The sequence below is a fragment of the Actinophytocola sp. genome (assembly GCF_036002505.1).
GTDB lineage: Bacteria > Actinomycetota > Actinomycetes > Mycobacteriales > Pseudonocardiaceae > DASYTH01.
The window spans coordinates 1-19,656 of sequence record NZ_DASYTH010000295.1; the positions used below are offsets into that span (position 1 = coordinate 1).

16 protein-coding genes and 1 pseudogene are annotated in these 19,656 nt (G+C 69.2%); 9 read left to right on the top strand and 8 right to left on the bottom strand.

Annotated elements, in window-relative coordinates; all coding sequences use genetic code 11:
• Window positions 1-414: DUF222 domain-containing protein (locus VGR06_RS25940; RefSeq protein WP_327561739.1), on the bottom strand; the 414-nt coding region annotated here is incomplete at its 3' end.
• Between the two features lie 66 nt (window positions 415-480).
• Window positions 481-2,052, bottom strand: coding sequence for a glycoside hydrolase family 3 protein (locus VGR06_RS25945; RefSeq protein WP_327561754.1), 1,572 nt, complete (start codon window positions 2,050-2,052; stop codon window positions 481-483).
• 500 nt (window positions 2,053-2,552) lie between these two features.
• Here VGR06_RS25945 and VGR06_RS25950 point away from each other — a divergent pair, with 500 nt between their 5' ends.
• Entirely contained in the window at window positions 2,553-2,687 is a 135-nt protein-coding gene (locus tag VGR06_RS25950; RefSeq protein ID WP_327561740.1) for a hypothetical protein, read from the top strand.
• Between the two features lie 41 nt (window positions 2,688-2,728).
• Here VGR06_RS25950 and VGR06_RS25955 read toward each other — a convergent pair.
• The 6 genes and pseudogenes from VGR06_RS25955 to VGR06_RS25980 form a co-directional block, all read right to left on the bottom strand.
• Window positions 2,729-3,946, bottom strand: a pseudogene (locus VGR06_RS25955) (discoidin domain-containing protein); the annotation flags it as partial.
• A complete protein-coding gene (locus VGR06_RS25960) occupies window positions 3,919-5,634 on the bottom strand; it encodes a discoidin domain-containing protein (RefSeq protein ID WP_327561741.1) in 1,716 nt (571 codons plus the stop codon). The gene VGR06_RS25960 and the pseudogene VGR06_RS25955, both read right to left, overlap by 28 nt.
• A gap of 96 nt (window positions 5,635-5,730) precedes the next feature.
• Window positions 5,731-6,768, bottom strand: a complete 1,038-nt coding sequence (locus VGR06_RS25965) for a LacI family DNA-binding transcriptional regulator (protein WP_327561742.1) — start codon at window positions 6,766-6,768, stop codon at window positions 5,731-5,733.
• 36 nt (window positions 6,769-6,804) lie between these two features.
• Complete coding sequence (locus VGR06_RS25970) at window positions 6,805-8,214, bottom strand: helix-turn-helix transcriptional regulator (protein ID WP_327561743.1); 1,410 nt, start codon at window positions 8,212-8,214, stop codon at window positions 6,805-6,807.
• Window positions 8,211-8,627 (bottom strand): hypothetical protein, encoded by a 417-nt coding sequence (locus VGR06_RS25975; protein WP_327561744.1) that lies wholly within the window; start codon window positions 8,625-8,627, stop codon window positions 8,211-8,213. The genes VGR06_RS25970 and VGR06_RS25975 overlap by 4 nt, the downstream gene beginning before the upstream one ends.
• Before the next feature lie 101 nt (window positions 8,628-8,728).
• A complete protein-coding gene (locus VGR06_RS25980; protein WP_327561745.1) occupies window positions 8,729-10,096 on the bottom strand; it encodes an Hsp70 family protein in 1,368 nt (455 codons plus the stop codon).
• 455 nt (window positions 10,097-10,551) lie between these two features.
• Here VGR06_RS25980 and VGR06_RS25985 point away from each other — a divergent pair, with 455 nt between their 5' ends.
• The 8 genes from VGR06_RS25985 to VGR06_RS26020 all read left to right on the top strand — a co-directional run.
• Complete coding sequence (locus tag VGR06_RS25985; RefSeq protein WP_327561746.1) at window positions 10,552-11,163, top strand: hypothetical protein; 612 nt, start codon at window positions 10,552-10,554, stop codon at window positions 11,161-11,163.
• A gap of 216 nt (window positions 11,164-11,379) precedes the next feature.
• Entirely contained in the window at window positions 11,380-12,024 is a 645-nt protein-coding gene (locus VGR06_RS25990; protein WP_327561747.1) for an IniB N-terminal domain-containing protein, read from the top strand.
• 26 nt (window positions 12,025-12,050) lie between these two features.
• The gene (locus tag VGR06_RS25995; RefSeq protein ID WP_327561748.1) at window positions 12,051-13,862 is read left to right on the top strand and encodes a dynamin family protein; all 1,812 of its coding nucleotides are present in this window, start codon (window positions 12,051-12,053) and stop codon (window positions 13,860-13,862) included.
• Window positions 13,863-13,876: 14 nt separating this feature from the next.
• A complete protein-coding gene (locus VGR06_RS26000; RefSeq protein ID WP_327561749.1) occupies window positions 13,877-15,349 on the top strand; it encodes a dynamin family protein in 1,473 nt (490 codons plus the stop codon).
• Window positions 15,350-15,371: 22 nt separating this feature from the next.
• On the top strand, window positions 15,372-15,947 hold the full coding sequence (locus tag VGR06_RS26005) for a hypothetical protein (RefSeq protein WP_327561750.1): 576 nt from the start codon (window positions 15,372-15,374) through the stop codon (window positions 15,945-15,947).
• Between the two features lie 131 nt (window positions 15,948-16,078).
• Window positions 16,079-17,560, top strand: a complete 1,482-nt coding sequence (locus VGR06_RS26010) for a PKD domain-containing protein (protein ID WP_327561751.1) — start codon at window positions 16,079-16,081, stop codon at window positions 17,558-17,560.
• A 38-nt stretch (window positions 17,561-17,598) separates the two neighbouring features.
• Window positions 17,599-19,050 (top strand): hypothetical protein, encoded by a 1,452-nt coding sequence (locus VGR06_RS26015; RefSeq protein WP_327561752.1) that lies wholly within the window; start codon window positions 17,599-17,601, stop codon window positions 19,048-19,050.
• A gap of 204 nt (window positions 19,051-19,254) precedes the next feature.
• On the top strand, window positions 19,255-19,656 hold a 402-nt coding region (locus VGR06_RS26020; protein WP_327561753.1), incomplete at its 3' end, for an ABC transporter ATP-binding protein.

Below are 19,656 nucleotides of genomic sequence, written 5' to 3' on the forward strand. Positions count from 1 at the left end.
GGCCCGAGCGCGCAGTTGGGCCACCGTGCGGGTCTCCGCGGTGGGCAACACCTTGGCCTCCACCCCACGCGCATCCTCCAAGGTGAGCGGCTCGGTGACCTCCAACAACGCCCGCGCCTTGACCACATCAATCCGACCCTCTTGCAACGCAGCGAAGGTGTCCGGCAGCCGCTCCGGCAACTCGACGGCCAACGCCAGTTGAGCGCCGGCATAGCGGCTGCTGATATGCAACGCCATCGCCAACTCATCCGGCACCGACCGCGTCGCATGATCACCATCGTTTTCCCGCAATTCCTGATAGCGCGCAAACAACACCAACTTCCGGCCCTCCAGAACCACGATCTCACGGCTGATATCCGCCAGATCGCGCAAGACTTGGAGTTCAGGAGAAATCCCCGCAGTAGATGTGCTCACCTGTTCGACACTACCCCAACCACAAGATCCAAAACGGCTGCGAAAATCACACGATGGGGTGATGGTTTAGTGCCAGTTTTGGAGGCCGGCGGAGTAGGGGTAGAGGGGGTTGCCGGAGGTGGTGGGGAGGGGTTGGTTGGTGTCGATTGTGGTGCGGATGTTGGCGCGTTGGGCGTCGGTGGCGCCGAGGTCGTAGGGGAGGTCCCATTGTTCGACCATGTCGGCGGGAGTGTCGGTGCCGCCGGGGCGGAGGATCTGGTCCAGACTGCGGGGGAGTTGCCAGGGGAGGCGGCCGTGGGGGGTGTAGTCGCCGAAGAGGAGGCTGGCCGTGGCGGGGCCCATTTCCTCGCCGCCGCGATAGGTCACCACGATGGAGTTGGCGAGGGTGTGCCAGTCGGTGATGACGTAGGGGCGGGGGAGTATGAGGAGGACTACTACGGGGATTCCTTGGTTGTGGAAGTTGTGGATGAGGGAGAGTTGGTCGGGTGGGAGGTAGGGTTGTTCTTTGACCCAGCTGGTGGCGTGGGTGTAGGAGGGTTCGCCTACCGCCACGATAGCGACTCTTGGTGAGGGGGCGGTGTCTTGGTAGACGTTGATGCCGGCGGGGGCGGCGCGGGTGCGGATGGCGTCGAGAATGGTTTTGGATCCGTATTCCTGATGGAAGAAGCTGGTCCAGATGCAGCAGGCGTTGGGGTCGGTGGCGCGGGGGCCGGCTACCACGATGTTGTCGCCGGGGTTGAGGTGGAGGGGGAGGGTGGCGTCGTTCTTCAGCAGGGTCATGGATTCGCGGGAGGCTTGGTTGGCGAGCGCTGTGTAGATGGGGGTGTGGAAGCGGTAGGGACCGTTGACGGGGTCGCCGTAGGGGTTTTCGAAGAGGCCTAGTTGAAATTTGAGGCGGAGGATGCGGCGGGTGGCGTCGTCGATCCGGGTGGCGGGGACGTTGGTGGTGAAGGTGGTGAGGGAGAAGCCGGGGGCGCCGGGGTCGGCGCCGCCCATGACGTCGGAGCCGGCGTTGGCCGCGCCGACCCAGGAGCCGGAGGGGAGCCAGTCGGTGGTGATCAGGCCGGTGTAGTTCAGGTTTTGGCGGAGGTAGGCGAGAATCCTCGCGCTGTCGCCGGCGCCGGGGCCGCCGGGGTCCAGGAAGGAGCTGCCGGCGTAGCCGGGCATGATGTTGACGGCGCCGGCTTCCATGGCGGCGCGGAATGGGATCATGTGATATTTGATGGTGACGGCGTCGTAGGTGATCAGGGCTTCGCCGCCGGCGCCTTCGCCGGGCCAGTGTTTGACGGTGGCGAGGACGGACCTGGGGTTGAGTTCTGGGCCGCCTTGGAGGCCGGCGACCAGCGCGCGGACTTGGGCGGCGGCGACGTCGGCGTTTTCGCCGTTGCCTTCCTGGATGCGAGGGTAGAGGACTTTGGTGCCGACTTCGGCGAGTGGGCCGAGGACGCCGCGGGTGCCGACTTCGAGTTGTTCGCGGCGTTGCATGTCGCCGAGTTGGTAGTCCAGCGGATAGTTGCGGGCGGCGGCGAGGGCGCTCTGGGTGGGGTACGTGGTCTGGTAGCCGTGGATGGTGTCGCCGGCGGAGATGAACGGGATTCCCAGCCTGGTTCCGGCGGCGGCGAGCAGGGAGTTGTGCAGGGTCCTGGGCTTGGGCGGGGCCGAAGTGCCAGCCGGACTGGGGGAAGGCCTGGGCGTTGTAGAACATCTGGAAGGCCTTCTCCTGCAACGTCATTCGGCCTAGCAAGTCGTTGACGCGGGTTTCGACGGGTTGGCGCCAGTCTTCGTACGGTTCGATGGCGCCGTTCTTGTTGAGGTCGCGACTGTTGGCGACTATGGGAATTCCGTCGGGGATGGTTTCCAGGGTGGGGACGTAGACGCTGAAGGTGCGGATGTTTGATGTGGTGGGGCCGGAGCCGGTGACCGCGCTGATGAACCACTTGTAGGTCCAGCGGTCGGGGAGGTCCCAGGTCGGGGTGTAGGTGGTGGCGGTGGGTTCGGCGACCTTGGTGTAGAGGTCGATCAGGTTGCCGGGGGTGGCGAAGTCGTAGTCGGTGCGGCTGATGTTGATCCAGACCTGGTAGCGCGTGGCGCCGGGGACGGCTGCCCAGGAGAGGGCGGGGCGGCGGGTGGTGGTGATCATGGCGCGGTCGGCGGGTGCGGAGAGGGCGAACTGGCCGGTGGTTGCTGGGGCGCGGGTGGGGCCGGAGAGCATCGGCGGGGTGACCGCGGAGTTGTCGACGGTGCCGTGGATCTCCAGCTCCCACAGGGAATAGCCGTAGCCGGTGGCGCGGGCGGTGCCGAACAGCCGGATGTACCGGCCGGTGCCGCGGAGCGGCAGGTTCTCCACGCCGCCGTGGCCGGTTGTGGTGGAGTAGATGGTGGTCCAGGTGGTCGCGTCGTTGGATACCTCGATGCGGTATCCGGTGGCATAGGCGGTTTCCCAGTTGAGCAGCGCGCCGCTGACCGTGGCGGTGCCGCCCAGGTCGACCTGGATCCATTGTGGATCGCTGGCGAGGCTGCTCCAGCGTGTGGTCGTACGGTCGTCGAGGGCCGCGGCGGGTGCGTTGCCGCCTTCCCACGAGGAGGCGGACACGGGACGGAACTGGGAGATCGCTGGGTCCGAAGTGCCGCCGCCGGTGGTGTAGACGCCGAACTCCCAGAATGAGTAACCGAATCCGGTCGCGCGGGTGGTGCCGAGCATGCGGATGTAGCGGCCGGTTCCGGTGATGGCGAGGGTCTGCAGCCCGCCGGTGCCGGTGGTTGTGGAGAACAGCGTGCTCCAGGTCGTGGTGTCGGCGGAGACTTGGAGCTGGAATGCCGTGGCGTAGGCCGTTTCCCAGTTGAGGACGACCTGGCACACGGTGCTTGCCACACCGAGGTCGACCTGGATCCACTGTGGATCGCTGAACGCGCTGGCCCAGCGGGTTCCGGTGTTGCCGTCGACGGCGGCGCTTGCTGGGGTACCGGCGTTCTCCGTTGACGAGGCCGTGGCAGGGCGGTTCAGGGCGGCGTTGGTGTTACCGCATGACGTGGCCGCGAGCTCACCGAACACCTGGAACTCCCACAGGGAATAGCCGTATCCGGTCACGCGTGCGGTGCCGAGGAGCCGCACATACCGGCCGGAGCCGGTGACGGCGAGGGTCTGGGTTCCGCCAGCGCCCGCGGTCGTCGAGTACACCGTGGTCCAGTTCGCGGCGTCGGTCGAGACCTGGATCTGGAAAGCCGTGGCGTAGGCGGCTTCCCAGTTCAGCACGATCTGGGTCAGCGTCGCGCTGCCGCCGAGGTCGATCTGAATCCATTGTGGATCGGCGAACGCGCTGGCCCAGCGGGTTCCGGTGTTGCCGTCGACGGCGGCGCTTGCTGGGGTACCGGCGTTCTCGGTCGAGGATGCCGTGGCGGGTTTACCTTGGGACAGCAGGGTCGGTGCCGCCCTGGACGCCGCTGGCGCGAACAGGCTGGCCAGCATCGCAACGGCCAGGGCAATGACGGGCAATCTCATCTGGATCACCAGCCGACCGCGACGAGCAGCCATTGCGGGTTGCCGTGGGAGATGAAAGTGGACTGGCCGGCGACGTCGTCGTACGGGAAGCCGTAGGCGAGCCGGTTGATGGCGTGGTCGTGCCAGAACTTCGCGTAGTAGTTGGCGGGTGCGGCCTGGTAGTAGCGGGTCGGGTCGCCCCACTGGGATTGCGGGAGGTGCGCGGTGTGGCGGTTGAGGGCGGCGCACATGTCTGGGTTGCCGGCCAGGCTCGCGGCGCAGCCGAAGATGTCCGACGTGGCCGCGTTGACGCCGACGGAGTTGGCGTATGCGGTGAAGTAGCTGGCATTCACGCCGCCGGTGCGGAAGTTCGGGTGGCTGCCTGGTGCGATGATCCGCGTTTGGCCCGGATCCTGGGCCAGGACATCGAACTCGGCCGGTGCTTCGTTGACGAACTTCTGGAATGTGACGGCGCGGTCCTCGGCGAAGGTGGTCTGGTCCTCACCGACCTGAACGTCGTAGCCGTCGCGGGCATGCAGCCGGAGTGCGAGCTTGAGCCCGAACGCGTCGACCCGGGTGGTGTTGCCGTTGAAAACTGCTGGCCCGACGGTGAACTCGATGAAGTCGAAGAACTGGCTGTTCGGTGAGCCGAGGTAGAAGTACATGCGGCCGGCGGAGTTGGCCGGCATGTCGAGGAACGGCTGCTCGGCAATGGAGTGGATCTGCCCGTTGAAGTTCCAGAACACCTGGCTGTCCGGGTACCGGCCGTTGGTGCGGTTGAGCACCTTGACGGTGAGCACGTTGGCAGCGGGCGGGATGTTGCTGGTGTCGCCCCAGAACTGGTCCGGCGGCGGGGGCGGCGGGCCGCCGGCGCTGAAAACCCCGAGCTCCCACAACGAGTAGCCGTACGGGGTGGCCCGGGTGGTGCCCAGAATCCTGACGTAGCGGCCGGTTCCGGAGACGGCGAGGGTCTGCACGCCGCCCGTTCCGGTGCTGGTCGAGAAGATCGTGGTCCAGTTCGTGGCGTCGGTGGAGACCTGGAGCTGGAAGGCGGTGGCGTAGGCGGCTTCCCAGTTGAGCACGACCTGGCAGATCGCGGTGCTGGCGCCAAGGTCGACGCGGAGCCATTGCGGGTCGCTGAAGGCGCTGGACCAGCGGGTGCCCGTGTTGCCGTCGACTGCGGCACTTGCTGGGGTGCCGGCGCTTTCTGTTGACGACGCACTGGCGGGGTGGTTCAGCCCGACGTTGTTGCCGCAGTTCGAGGTCGGGAACTCGCCGATGACCTGGAACTCCCACAACGAATAGCCGAACGCGGTGGCCCGGGTGGTGCCGAGAACCCTGACGTAGCGGCCGGATCCGGAGACTGTCAGGGACTGCGTGCCGCCGGTGCCGGTGCTCGTGGTGAAGACCGTGGTCCAGGTTGACGCGTTGTCGGACACCTGGATCTGGAAGGCCCGTGCGTAGGCCGCTTCCCAGTTGAGGTTGACCTGGCTGAGGTTGGCCCGAGTGCCGAGGTCGACCTGTAGCCATTGCGGGTCGCTGAAGGCGCTGGACCAGCGGGTGCCGGTGTTGCCGTCCACCGCGGCACTTGCTGGGGTGCCGGCGTTCTCGGTTGACGATGCGGTGGCCGGTCTGCCTTGGGAGAGCAGGGTTGGCGCGGCGCCGGCCGGTGCTGGGGAAAGGGCGACCGCGGTACCGGCAAGCAGGGCAGCGGACAGCGCAAGGCGAAGGCGGGGGCTCATGGGCCATCTCCTTTGAGGGCGCGCCAGGCGAGGGCAGGGACCTGGGAGAGCGCTCTCCCAGCGTGGCTGGAAGAGCACACGGCTGTCAAGACCGATTCAGGCGGAGGCGCGGACCACCAGGGTGGGGTCGAAGATCACCGAGGCCGGGTCGCGGCCTGCATCCTCAATGTGGGACAAGAGAAGCCGGGCCATCTCGGCGGCCATGTCCTCGACCGGCTGGCGGACCGTGGTGAGCTGCGGCCGGCAGGCCAGGGCCGGCGGGCTGTCGTCGAAGCCGACCACGGCGACGTCCTCGGGCACCCGGCGACCGTGCTGCCGCAGCACCAGCAAGGCGCCCTGGGCCATCAGGTCGTTGGCCACGAACACGCCGTCCACCCGGGGATGCTCGGTCAGCAGCCGCTCCATCGCGGTCTCGCCGCTCTCCTGCTTGAAGTCGCCCTCCAGGATCGGGAGGTAGGCGTGGCCGTGCCGGGCCATCGCGTCGCGGAACCCGGCGAGGCGGTCCTGGCTGGCCGGGACGTCGAGCGGGCCGGTGATCGTGGCGAGCCGCCGGCAGCCGCGGGCCAGCAGGTGCTCGGCGGCGAGCTTGGCGCCGTCCTGGTGCGCGAGGTCGACGTAGCTGATCGGGCTCGGGGTGGCCGGCCGGGCGAAGAGGACCGCGGGCACGCCGGCGCGCACGAACAGCTCCGGCAGCGGGTCCTCCGCGTGGGTGGACACCAGCAGAGCGCCGTCCGCGCTGCCCTGGCGCAGGTGGTCGACGACGTCCTCGCGGGCCTGGTCGGTGTCGGCGAGCATGAGCAGCGGGTGGATTCCCAGCGGGCGCAGGAAGTCCACCGCGCCCGCGGCCACCCGGCCGAAGAACGGGTCGGTGAGCACCGAGGCGGAGAAGCCGTCCGACGCGCCGGGCGAGCCGGAGACGACCAGCGCGATGTTGCCGGCCCGCCGGGTGACCAGGGACCGGGCGGCCCGGTTGGGCGCGTACCCGGTGGCCGCGATGGCGCGGCGCACGGCCTCCTGGATCTCCACGTCGACGTTGCGGATCCCGTTGATCACCCGGGACACCGTCGCCCGGGACACCCCTGCGACCCGCGCCACGTCCTCCAGCGTCGCCCCGCGCGCCGGCCGATCACCCATGCTGCGCATCGTACTGTGTTGGAAAGCGCTCTCCGGTCAGCTGGCCAGCCGGGTGCGCAGGGCAGCGACGAGCTCGGCGCGGTTGGAGGCTTCGAGTTTCTGGCGGAGGCGGGCGACGTGCTGCTCGACCGTCTTGGGGGAGATGTAGAGGCGTGCGCCGATCTCCTTCTGGGTCAGGCCGTCGAGGAGGAGCTTGCCGACTGCGGATTCCCGTGTGGACAGTCCGCCGGCCGCCGCCTCGGTGGTGGCGATGCGGGCGCGGATCGTCCGGGCGGTGCTGAGCAGCTCTACATTGCCGAGCCGGGCGGCGGCTGTGGCGCACAGAGTCGCGGCTTCCCACGGCTGGCCGGCGTCGGCCAGGTCTTCCGCTGCAGCAATGATGTTTGCCGGCTCAGCTGTGCCCTGGACAACCGCCGTCCACGCTCGGCTGGCGGCTGCACGCGGACTGCTCCCGGTGAGCTGGTCGGCGGCGGCTGCGGCGGCAGCGGGATCATCAGTGGCGATGGCCTGTTGCAGCGACCACCACGCTTGAGCTGCTGCCGCCCAGGCCGGCGCGCCAGCCCGGCTCACGGTCTCGGCGAGTGCGCTGGTGATCTGGTCCTGGTCGGTTGGCGAGACCAGGGCGGCGGCGGTGGCGAGTTCGCCCCAGGCTTCGAGCAGGAACAGCTCGATGTCGGCGCCGTGGAGTACGGGCGCGATGCGGTGCCAGGTGGAGCGGAGTGTGTCGCCGTCGCCCGTGCGCCGGGCCAGTCCGACGGTGACGGCGGCGGCGAGGACTGCGTCGCGGCGGAGAACCGGCACGTCGCCGGCTGCCGCTAGGGCGTTGCGCGCGTCGGACAGCCGGCCGGCGCGGAGATCCAGCCAGGCCGCCAGCAACCGGCGGCGAGTCGACTGTGGACGGTCGCGGTAGGCGGTGAGCATCTCGCGTGCCGTAGCGTCCTCGCCGGCTGCCAGCATGACGGTGACGGCAAGGTCGTCCCAGCGTTGCGGCGCAAGGGGATCGGCCGGGACGGTGGCGACGGCCAGGCCGGCCAGCCGCCGCGCCGCGTGGTTCAGGCCGCCGTGGATGGCGTGCATTGTTGCGGTGATGCCGTCGAAGAGGACTGTGAGGCCGCGCGGTGCGGCGACCGCGAGTAGGGACTGGGACTCCGCCAGATCCTGTTGTGCTGCCGTGACATCGCCGGCGAGGCACGCGGACAGCGCGGCACGGCCGCCGGCCCAGCTGCCGGGCACGCCGCCGAGCGCGGTGGCGATCTGGCGCCACCGGTCTGCTGCGTCGAACAGTGCTCCGTCGGCGGCCGTGGCGGCTGCTGCCACTCCGGCCGCACGGCAGTCTGGATCCGTGCCGGAGCCGAGCACTTGATCCGCGGTCTCGATGGCGGTGGCGGTGTCGCCGTCGCGCCAGGCTTGTTCCGCTGCGACACCGGCGTCCACAGTGGAAATCACCAGGAACCTCCCCGGTTGGCGAACCAGGTGTTCGACACGGGCAGGAACATCCAGACCAGACCGGCGAAAGCGGCGGCCGCGGCGGCGCCGACCAGGGCCGGCTGGGGGACTGCGGCGGCGGCAACCAAGCTGTGGCCGAGGCTGATGAGCCAGACCAGGACGAGCGCGACCCGCGTTCCGCGCCGCCGGGATCGCACTGCTAGCCCGAAAGTCAGCTGCAGCAAGGAGATCAGGGCGCCGCCGGCGACGATCACGAGCAGCGCCGCGGAGCCGACCCGGTCTTGCGTGGCCGGTGATTCGTTCGGGAATCGCCGGGTCACCTCGGCGAGGATGGTCTCGCGGACCTGGTCGAGCTCGGCCACGGTCAGCCCGATGGTGGCCAGCCCGGCCACCGCGGCGGTCAGCCAGAGCATGGCGGACACATTCACCGCGCGCGGGCGGGGTTGTTCCGCCGCACGCGGTTCCAGCCAGGGTGGTTCGTGCCGCGGGCGCGGTGGCGGTGCGAGGTTCCGGTTCATCGCGTGGACTCCTGGATCGCGGCCGTCGTCGAGGTCGTGGTGGTGCTGGTCGTTTTGCTGGAGGTTGGTGGTTTGGTCGTGGTGGCGTCGGGCGGTCGGCTTGTGGTCCGCGTTGACGAGGTCGCGGTTGGCTCGGACTTCCGGGTGCCTGGCCGCGGCGGACGGGCGCCGCCCGGGGGAACTGTCTGGGTCTCCGTGACGACAACGGTTCTGGTGGTGACGCTGCTTCCGGTATCAGCGTCTGAAGTGGACGGACGGGCGCGGTTACCGAGCAGGGTGAGAGCGCCGGCAACCCCTACTGCAAGCACAGTGGCGGCTGCACCGGCGACGGCGAGGCGGGGGAGGCCGAGCCACCGGCCGGAATCGTCGGCGCGGGGTGGGCCGACCGGGGGTGGCGGGATGATCACGGGCAGCGGTGGCTCCGGTGGAACCGGAACTGGTGGCGCGGGACTGAGTCTGCGGGTCGGCAGGACGGCTGGGCCGCGTGCCTCGAGGGCGGCGCCGATGGCCGCGATTCCCTTGGGGTCGAAGGCAACCGAGACCGGACGGCCGAGCCGTTCGGAGACGAGCTGGGTGAGCAGCGGGATCCGGGCGGACCCGCCGGTCAGCAGCACCGCGTCGGGCTCGACGCCGGCCGCGGTGATGGCCCGGTCCAATGCGGCCACGGTTTCCTCGACCGCCGGGCGGATCGCCTCCTCGAACTCCGCGCGGGTCAGCCGGACCCGGGTGTCGACGCCCGGCAACGCGACCGGGATCTGCACCTCGGTGTCCGCCGACAGCGCCTCCTTGGCGGCCGTGCAGCCGCGGCGCAGCGCCAATACGGCCGCGCGGACGGCGGGATCGGCCGGGTCGAGGCGGCCCCAGGCCGGCCCGAGCGCGGTCGTGACGTGGGTGAACACGGACTCGTCGAGGTCGAGGCCGCCGATCTCGAGGTCCTCCGCCGGGCCGGCGAGCCCGAAGGCCTCCGTGGTGTCCCTGCGCACCACGGAGGCTTCGAACCCGGTGCCGCCGAGGTCGTAGACCGCGACCGTGGCGCCCGGCGGAATCCGGTCGCGGGTGCTCTGCGCGAGCACCGCCGCGACCGGCGACGGCAGAAACCGCGTGCCGGGCAGGGCGTCGCGCAGCGCGGCCACCCGGTGCGCGCCCCACCCGGCCGGATGCGTGACCGTGACCCGGCTGGCCGGGCCGTTCAGTTGGGCGGCCACCGTGTCGAGCATCCTGCCGACGAACCGGGCGGCGAGCATTTCCGCCGGTAGTGCGGTTCCGCCGGCCAGGATCGGGACGCCATCCCCGATCCGGCGGATGAACTGCCGCACTACCCGTTGCGGGTCGGTTACGGCACGGCGTTCCGCGTCGTCGCCCACGACAATCGATCCGTCCCGGTTAACGAACAAAACCGTCCGGAGATACGGGACCAGTTCAGCGGCCGGACTGTCCGAACGGCACACGGCCGCGGCCGAGAACGTCGAACCTAAGTCCACGCCTACCTGGTACGACATCGAATGCCCCCTCTGTGCATCGAAACCGAGTGCCGGGCACACGGAAAACACCCGGGCATGGTTCAACCGCACGATCAATCGTGACCCGACCGTGACCAGCCGCCACGTCTGATTCGGAGCGACGGTTCACCGGGTTTGGCTGAACTAGGGGAAATCCCGTATTCGCCGCACGCCGACGCGCTCCAGACCCGGTCCGGACGGGACACGGAACCGGACTCCGCCCCGATGGCAGGGGCCCGCCGCGAACCTAGCGTTGTCATCAGCCGGACCGAGGGGTTCGGGGGGCAATCCGCCCCACGTAAGGGAATTAGGAGTGCGTCATGAGCAACCCCATCAACCTCAACGAGTTCCTCCGCGACCTCAGCGACTTCAACCTCGACGCGGTGCTGGACCAGGCCTCGAACCAGGACCAGCAGGCCGCCCTGGTCAACCCGCAGACCGCGAACGCCGTGGCCGATCAGGCCGTTGACCAGGCGTCCGACCAGAAGCAGGATGTCACCACCGCCACGCAGACCCAGGGTGGCGACGGCGGCAACGGCGGGACCGCGGTGGCCGGCGACGGGGGCAGCGCCAACGGGGGTTCCGGCCTCGGCATCGGGGGCAACGGCGGCGACGTGGACCAGGACGGCCTGGTCAACATCAACTTTGGGCCCACCTCCGGGGGCAACGGGATCGGCGTCGGCGGGGCCGGCGGGGTCGCGGGCGACGGCGGCAACGCGAGCGCCGACGGCGGCCGGGGCGGCGACGCGGAGTCCGATGTGGACGTTGACGCGGACCAGGCGAACGCGCAGGACGCCGACGAGGACAGCACCCAGGTCAACGAGCTGGACTCGGTGCAGGAGTCCACGCAGCACGCCGACACCGCGCACGAGATCGAGCTGCGGGTCGAGCACGAGATCGAGAACGCCTTCGACGACATCGACCTGCCCTAGTGCCCAGTCTCGGACCGGGGCCGAGGTGAGCGGCCGCCGCTGTTTCCGCGGCGAGCAGCGCAGGGAGCGAGGAACGAGCGACCGAGCAGCGCAGGCGCGGAAACAGCGGATCCAGAGGCCGCGAACCGCGCGAGCGAGCTTGCGAGCGAGTGCAATCAAACTCTGTCATCCCTCGGCCCCGGCCCGTCACCCCGACAACGAAAGGAGTGAGCCGCGATGTCGTCGCTGTCCGCGCTCATCGACTTCCTGGTCAGCCTGATGCGTGACGATGACGCCCGGGCGGAGTTCGACGAGGACCCGCAGGCCGCGCTGGCCCGCGGCGGCCTGGGTGACGTCACCGGTCAGGACGTCCGCGACGCCCGCATGGTCATGCGGGACAGCGGTTGCCTGGTGCCGGCCGGCGGCAGCCATGGCGCGCGCCACAGCGGGTCGCACGACCCGGTGCGGGAGATCCACCACACCACCGCGAACTACCACGTCGACGCGAACTACCAGCGCGTGGACCAGACCTTCAACCTGGTCAACATCGACGACCGGGACACCACGGTGATCGATTCGTTCAATTCCAACAACAATAACAACAACGACACCGATGTCGTGGCAATCCAGGACAACAGCCAGGAAACCAACACCAACATCGACATCGATGACTCGTTCAACCGGGAGCCGGAGAATCCGCCTGCCCCAGCGCCGGACGAGGACGAGCCGGTCGCCCAGGAACCCGACCCCATCGAGGAGCCGGCCGGCGACGAACCCGTCACCGTGGAACCCGTTCCGGCGGAGTCCGTGGTGGAGGAGCACCTCCACGAGGAGCCCGAGGTCGAGGTCGACCACGACCCGGTCGACGCGGCGGTTATCTGACGGTCAGCTGAACTGGAGGAGGGGATATGCCAGCGCCAGTACAGGTCGTCGATGTGGCGATCGAGGTGATCAGCGGATATCGGCGACCGGATCTCGAGGCACGGCTGCGGCGAGCTCGGGCCCGGCTGCTCGACGACCACGTCAGGGTGCTGGTGGTCGGGGAGTTCAAGCAGGGCAAGAGCATGCTGGTCAACGGGCTGGTGGGCGCGCCGGCGTGCCCGGTGTTCGACGACATCTCGACGGCCGTGCCGACCGTGGTGCGGCACGCCGAGGAGCCGTCGGTCACCCTCGTTCGGATGGGGGAGCCCGCGGAACGGGAGGCGGTGCCGGTCGAAAGGCTGGCGGACTTCGCTTCGGAGCTGGGAAATCCGGGTAACCGGGAGAATCTCAGCTGCGTCGAGGTCGGCCTGCCGCGGCCGTTCCTGAATGGCGGGCTCGAGCTCGTCGACACCCCCGGCGTCGGCGGGCTCACCTCCGTGCACGGCGCGGCGACGATGGCCGCGCTGCCGTCGGCGGACGCGGTGCTGCTGGTGTCGGACGCCTCGCAGGAGTTCACCGCGCCGGAGATCGACTTCCTGCGGCACGCGATCACCGTGTGCCCCAACGCGGCGTGCGTGCTGACCAAGACCGACCTGTACCCGGAGTGGCGGAACATCGCCGAGCGCAACCGCGCGCACCTCGCCGCGGCCGGGCTGGACCTGCCGCTGTTCACCGTGTCCAACTCGGTGCGCTGGCACGCGGTGCTCACCGGCGACACCGAGCTCAACGCCGAATCCGGTTATCCACCACTGGTTTCCTATCTGCGCAAGGACGTGCTGGGCCGGGCCGACGAGCTGGCCCGGCGGTCCACGGCGCACGACGTGTGCGCGGTGCTCGAGCAGCTCGCCGAAGGGCTGCGCGCGGAGCAGTCCGTGCAGCAGAACCCGGAGAAGGTGGACGAGCTGATCCGGAAGCTGACTGCGGCCGAGGAGCGGGCGGCGAGCCTGAAGGAGCGGTCCGCGCGCTGGCAGCAGACCCTCAACGACGGTGTGACCGACCTCAACGCCGACATCGACTACGACCTGCGTGACCGGCTCCGGGAGATCGTCCGGGAGGCGGAGGAGGCGCTGGAGAGCGGCGATCCGACCAAGACCTGGGAGCAGTTCGCCAACTGGATCCAGCAGGCGTCGGCGTCCGCGGCCTCGGCCAACTACGTCTGGGCCACCCAGCGGGCGCGGTACCTGGCCGCCCGGGTCGCCGAGCACTTCGACGCCGAGCGCGAGCACCTGCTGCCGGCCCTGCGCACCGAGCCGGCCGACCCGTTCCGCCCGGTGCGCGCGCCAGCCGTGCGTGCCGGCGAGAAGCTCGGCATCGGCAAGCGGGCGCTGGTCGGCCTCCGCGGTGGGTACATGGGCATGCTGATGTTCGGGATGCTCGGCACGCTGGTCGGGTTCGCCTCGATCGTCAACCCGCTGTCCATCGGTGCCGGGTTGCTGCTGGGCGGAAAGAGCATCGGCGATGAGCGCAAGCGGCTGCTCACCAAGCGGCAGAACGACGCCAAGGCCGCGCTGCGCCGCTACATCGACGACGTGACCTTCCATGTGGGCAAGGATTCCCGGGACATGCTCCGCGGCATGCAGCGTGATCTGCGGGACCACTTCACCGCGCTGGCCGAGGAGATGAAGCGCTCGCTGCAGGAGTCGTTGCAGGCGGCGCAGAACTCGGTCAAGGCGTCCAAGCGGGAGCGGGACGCGCGGCTGGCCGAGATCGAGGAGGAGCTGCGCCGGCTGGACGCCGTGTACCGGCAGGCCCGTGCGCTGGTGCCGACCGTGACAACCGGGGCGGTGGCAGCGGCATGAACGCCATAAATTCAGTGCGTCAGGTGCTGCGGATGGCGCTGTGGACCTACCGCGACCATCCCGGAGTGGCCGGCGCGTTGCGCGCTCAACTGTCCCGTTTGGACGAACCGCTGCGGGTGGCGATCGCCGGAAAGGTCAAGGCGGGCAAGTCGACCCTGCTCAACGCGCTGGTCGGGGAGGCCATCGCGGCGACCGACGCGGGGGAGTGCACGAAGGTGGTCACCTGGTACCGCGACGGGCCCGCGCCGCGGATCCTCATGCACCCCAAGGAAGGACAGCCTCGCCCGGTCCCGGTGGTGCGGCGGGACGGGGTGCTGGAGATCGACCTCGGCGGCACCCCGGCCGAGCGGCTGGACCGGCTGGTGGTCGACTGGCCGGCACAGAGCCTGCGCGCCATGACGCTGATCGACACCCCGGGAATCGCGTCGCTGTCCACCGACGTGGCCGCGCGGAGCCTGCGCTTTCTCGGCGCCGACGAGGACACCCCGACCGAGGCCGACGCGGTGCTGTACCTGATGCGCCATCTCCATGTGTCCGATGTGGACTTCCTGGAGTCGTTCCGCGACCAGGGGGTGGCCCGGGCCGCGGCGGTCAACACGGTCGCGGTGCTCTCCCGGGCCGACGAGATCGGCGCCGGCCGCATCGACGCGATGGTCTCGGCTCGCGGCATCGCCACCCGCTACCGGGCCGAACCCGCGCTGCGCGACCTGTGCCAGAACGTGGTCGCGGTCGCCGGCCTCCTCGCCCACACCGGCCGTACCCTGCGCCACAGTGAGTTTGTCGAGCTCCGCGACCTGGCCGCCCTGGACCGGGAGAAGCTGGATTCGGTACTGCTGTCGGCGGATCGGTTCATCGGCGCCGAACTCGTTGAGTCCACTGTGGATCTTCGGCGCCAGTTGCTGCAGCGGTTCGGTGTCTTCGGGATTCGTCTGGCTACCACGCTCATCCGTCAAGGGGCCGGCGATCCCACCGACCTGGCCCGGGAACTGGTGGACGCCAGCGGCCTGCCCGACCTGCAACAGGTGCTGCATATCCAGTTCGCCGAGCGGTATGACGTGCTCAAGGCCCGCTCCGCCCTTCTGGCCCTGGCCCGGACGCTGCGGGTCGACGACGGCCGCGGTCTGGCCGGTGCGGTGGACCGGCTGCTGACCAGCACCCACGAGTTCGTCGAGCTGCGACTGCTCAGCGCCCTGCGCGCGGGGACCGTGACGTTGCCCCAGCCGCTGTCCGCGGAAGCCGAACGGCTGCTCGGCGACCACGGCGTCGCCGCTCCCATCCGCCTCGGCCTCCCCGCCGGCACCGACCCCCGCCAGCTCCACGCCACCGCCCTGGCCACCCTGCAACGCTGGCGCCAGCACGCCGAGGACCCCGTCCTCGGCCACCGCGCCACCACCGCCTGCCGTGTGATCATCCGAACCTGCGAAGGAATGCTCGCTCACGGAGCCGGAGCCCTTGCCCCGGGCGGTAATCTCGGCGCGACACGATGATCGACCGTCGGGGAGGGCCTCGTTGTCCCAGCCGCCGCAGCCGGTGCGCGAGCCACAGCACGCGGCGCCCAAAGGCGAAGGGCAGTCACCTGCCTCGGATGTCGACCAGATCGCGATCGCGCCGGTCATCTGGACGACGCTGATCTGCGCGTTGATCGCCGGCGGGGGCCATGCGGTGCTCTGGTTGTCCCGGAGCCTCGGCTGGACGGTGCCGTCGTCCGAGGGTGCCGTCATCCCCTGGCAGCCGGTCACCGGGATCGTGCTGGTCCTCGTCGCCATCATCGCCTTCGGCGGTTTCTACATCGCCGCGCGGCGGGCCCGGGTGGCGATCTCGGCCAGCTTCCTGCTCACGTTCCTGGTCGCGCTCTCCTACGTGCTCACCCTGCAGGGTCTTGCCGAGGCGACCCAGGCCGGCGGTGCCAAGGAGATCTTCAACGATTTTCGCACCGTCGTCATCGTCATCATCGGTTTCTACTTCGGCACCGAAGCCCTCGTCAGCGCGGCCAAAATCATCGGCGCCGCCCTCACCCACAACGACCCCAAAATCATCCAGCGGGCCGACCGCGACCTGGGCCCGCCGGCTCGCGGTGTGAAATAGCTTCAGATAACCCCTGCATGGGCGCAGCTTTCCCGCAGTTTTGTCGCGCCTCAGTTACGTCCGCACAACGGCTCCGATACAACGGTCGGGTGCCCATGGGAGCGCACCGAGCGACGTCTGGGGTGGTTGTGATGACAGGAACTCTGCGGCAGCGGATCGCGACGATCAGCACGGCGATTGCGGCGCTGGCGGTGGTGCTGCCCGGCGTGGCACAGGCGGCTCCGCCGTCGAACGACGACTTCGACGCCGCCACGGTCATCTCGGCGCTGCCGTTCAGCGTGCAGACGGATACCAGCGAGGCCACGGGAGCGAGCGACGACGCGGGCTGGTGCCAGGGGCGGGACATCGGCGGCACGGTCTGGTTCAGCTTCACTCCCACGACGAACGTGGTGCTGCGGGCCACCACGGCGGGCAGTGACTACGAGAATGTCCTGTCGGCCAACACGGGTCTCCGCGGCGACCTGCAGCCGGTACCGGGGGCGTGCAGTGTCAGCACGGCGGCCACGGTGACGTTCCTGGCCAGCGCCGGGACGACCTACCATTTCATGGTTTCCGGTTTCTTCGTCTCGGGTGGTGCGCTGTCGTTCGCCTTGGCCGGCCTCGCTCCCGCGCAGAACGACAATTTCGCCGACGCGGAGCCGCTGACCGCCCTGCCCAGCACCCGGGAGCTGGATCTGGCGACCGCCTCGGCCGAGCCCGACGAGCCGTCCTCACGCTGTGCCGGCGGCACGCCGGGGCGGTCGGTCTGGTACACGTTCGCCACGGCCGAGGCGGTGTCGGTGGTGGCCGGGGTCGACAACTTCTTGGCCGACCTGTCGGTGTACACCGGGAGCACGCTGGCGGATCTGCGGGAGTTCCAGTGCGCACGGGGTGGTTTCGAGTCCGCGGTGTTCCGGACCGAACCGGGAGTGACCTATTACCTCAGCGTCAGCGGGTCGCTTTTCCTGGCTGAGCCGGTTTCGCTGCGCCTCAGCGCGGCGCCCGCGATCCAGCCGCGGTTCGACAGGTCGCCGTTCGAACCCACCGTCTTCGAGGAGATCCAGTTCAGCGCTGATGCGGGGGATCCGGTGGGCCAGCCGATCGCCTCCGGGGAATGGGACTTCGGTGATGGAGCCACGGCGCCGGTAACGGCGTCGCCGGCGGCGCACCGCTACGCCGTCGACGGGACCTACCCGGTCCGCCTCACCGTCACGACCAGGGACGGCCGGACCGGCACGGTGACCGCGGCGGTGACGGTGGCCACGCACGACGTGTCGATCACCAAGTTCTCCACGCCCGCCAAGGCGCGAACCGGGGAGACCAAGCCGATCGCGGTGCAGATCGCCAACACGCGCTACCGGGAGTCGGTGACGACCGACCTGTACAAGTCCGACCGGGGATCCTGGACGCTGGTCGGCACGCTCACCCTGGATGTGCCCGCCCGGGCCGACCGCGCGGTGAAGTTCCCGTTCGCCTACACGTTCACCGCTGAGGACGCACTGGTGGGCAGGGTGACTTTCCGGGCCGTGGCCCGGCTGCCCTTCTCGCTGCGCGACGCCCTGCCCCTGGACAACGAGGCGATCGCCATTTCCACCACCGTTCAGCCAAGCCTGATGGACCTTCGGTTCGCCTGACCGGAACCGCATTCGACCAACCTCTGGGGAGGATCAAGATGAAACATTCCACCATGCGGCGATCGTCGATTGCCGGTCTGGTCGCGGCCACGATTGCCGTGCTGGCGCCTGGGATCGCGCAGGCCGAGCCGCCATCCAACGACGACTTCGACAGCGCCACCGCCGTCGCGGCGTTGCCGTTCCACGCTACTGAGAACACCGCTGAGGCCACGCGGGCGCCCGACGACCCGCCCACGTGTTACGACTTCGCCGACAACTCCGTCTGGTTCCGGTACACCGCGCCCGCGGACGCGGTCGTCCACGTTCTCGCGGAGAGCCTCGACTACACCACGCTCTACACCGTGTTCACCGGCACGCGGGGGCAGTTGGTGCCGGTGCCGGGGGTCTGCGCATTCGGCAGTACCGGTGGCGGCGAAACCTTCCACGTGACCGCGGGCACGACGTACTACCTCCTGGTGCGGTCATACTTCGGTGGTGGCGGCGCACTGACCGTGGATCTCGAAGCTCTCCCGCCGTCGCCCAACGACGACTTCGCCGGCGCGACGGCCGTGACCGCGCTGCCGTCGACGTTCACCGGCGACCTGGCGAGGGCCGGTCGGCAACCCGATGAGCCACTGCCCAGCTGCGACGCCACCGCGACCGACTCCGTCTGGTACGTCTACCGGCCGCAGGCGACCCGGTCGGTCGCCGCGCACGCCTCCTCCTTCTTATTCTCGCCCACGGTCACCGTGTACCGGGGCACGGCGCTCACCGATCTGACCGAAGTGGACTGTGCGCTGGGGTCGTTCGCCGTGTTCGGGGCGACCGCCGGCGAGACCTACTACATCCGGGTCGCCAACGACCCCGAAGGCGCCGACCCGTTCGAGGTCCAGCTGGACCGGGCGCCGGACCTGCATCCCGGCATCGCAACCTCGGCCTTCCAGCCTTCGATCTTCGACGAGATCCTGTTCCACCCGTTCACCGGCGACGCAATCGGCACCGAGTTCGCCAGCGGAGAGCTGCGTTTCGGTGACGGCTCCTCGGCACCGTTCACCGGCGACCTCCTCCGGCACCAGTACGCCGCGGACGGCGTGTACCAGCTCGAATTCACTGGCGCGACAAGGGACGGCCGGACCGGGACCGCCACGGCGTCGCTCCGGATCGAGACCCACGACGTCTCCATCGCCTCGCTCACCGTCCCCGCCAGGGCGCGTGTGGACCAGACGAAGCCGATCTCGGTGTCGATCGCCAACACCCGCCAGGACGAGACCGTGCAGGTCGAGTTGTTCAAGCAGACCGGTGGCGGCTCCTTCGTCCACGTCGGCACCCTCACCCAGTGGGTGCCGGCCCGCCCCGACCGCACCGTGACCTTTCCCTTCGCCTACACCTTCGGCGCAGCCGACGCCACCGCCGGTGCGGTCACGTTCAAGGCGGTCGCCACGGTGCCCTTCGCGACGCGCGACGCCCGGCCCGCCGACAACGAAAGGCTGGCCACCACGACGGTAAGGTAGCCCAACCTTGAGCAATTCTGATAAGAGCCGCTGCTGAATTTTGTCACGAGCTGACAAAAATCGTACTGGTGTTGCGCCGAGGTTAACGAACCTCCCGCCGATGCTTGCCGGCCTGATACCTCCGTAGTTGACTACTCGCGAGTAACAACGACGGATTCGGTGTTTGGTTACGGGTCAATTTGGTCGGCATCACGGGGAGGCGTGGTGGGGGTCGAGGTCGCCGTTGAGGCGCTGACCAGGTCGTTCGGTCGGCAGGTCGTCTGGCGTGATGTCACGCTGACCTTGCCGGCCGGCGAGATCAGTGTGCTGCTCGGCCCGTCCGGTACCGGTAAGTCGGTTTTTCTGAAGTGCCTGATTGGTCTGCTCAGGCCGGATGCGGGGCGGATCTGGGTCAATGGGGTGGACCTCACGGCCTGTTCGGAGCACCAACTTTACGAGACGCGGAAGTTGTTCGGGGTGTTGTTTCAGGATGGTGCGTTGTTCGGGTCGATGAACCTGTATGACAACGTGGCGTTTCCGTTGCGGGAGCACACGAAGAGGTCCGAGGCGGAGATCCGGCGGATCGTGTTCGAGAAGCTGGAGATGACCGGTCTGCAGGGCGCGGAG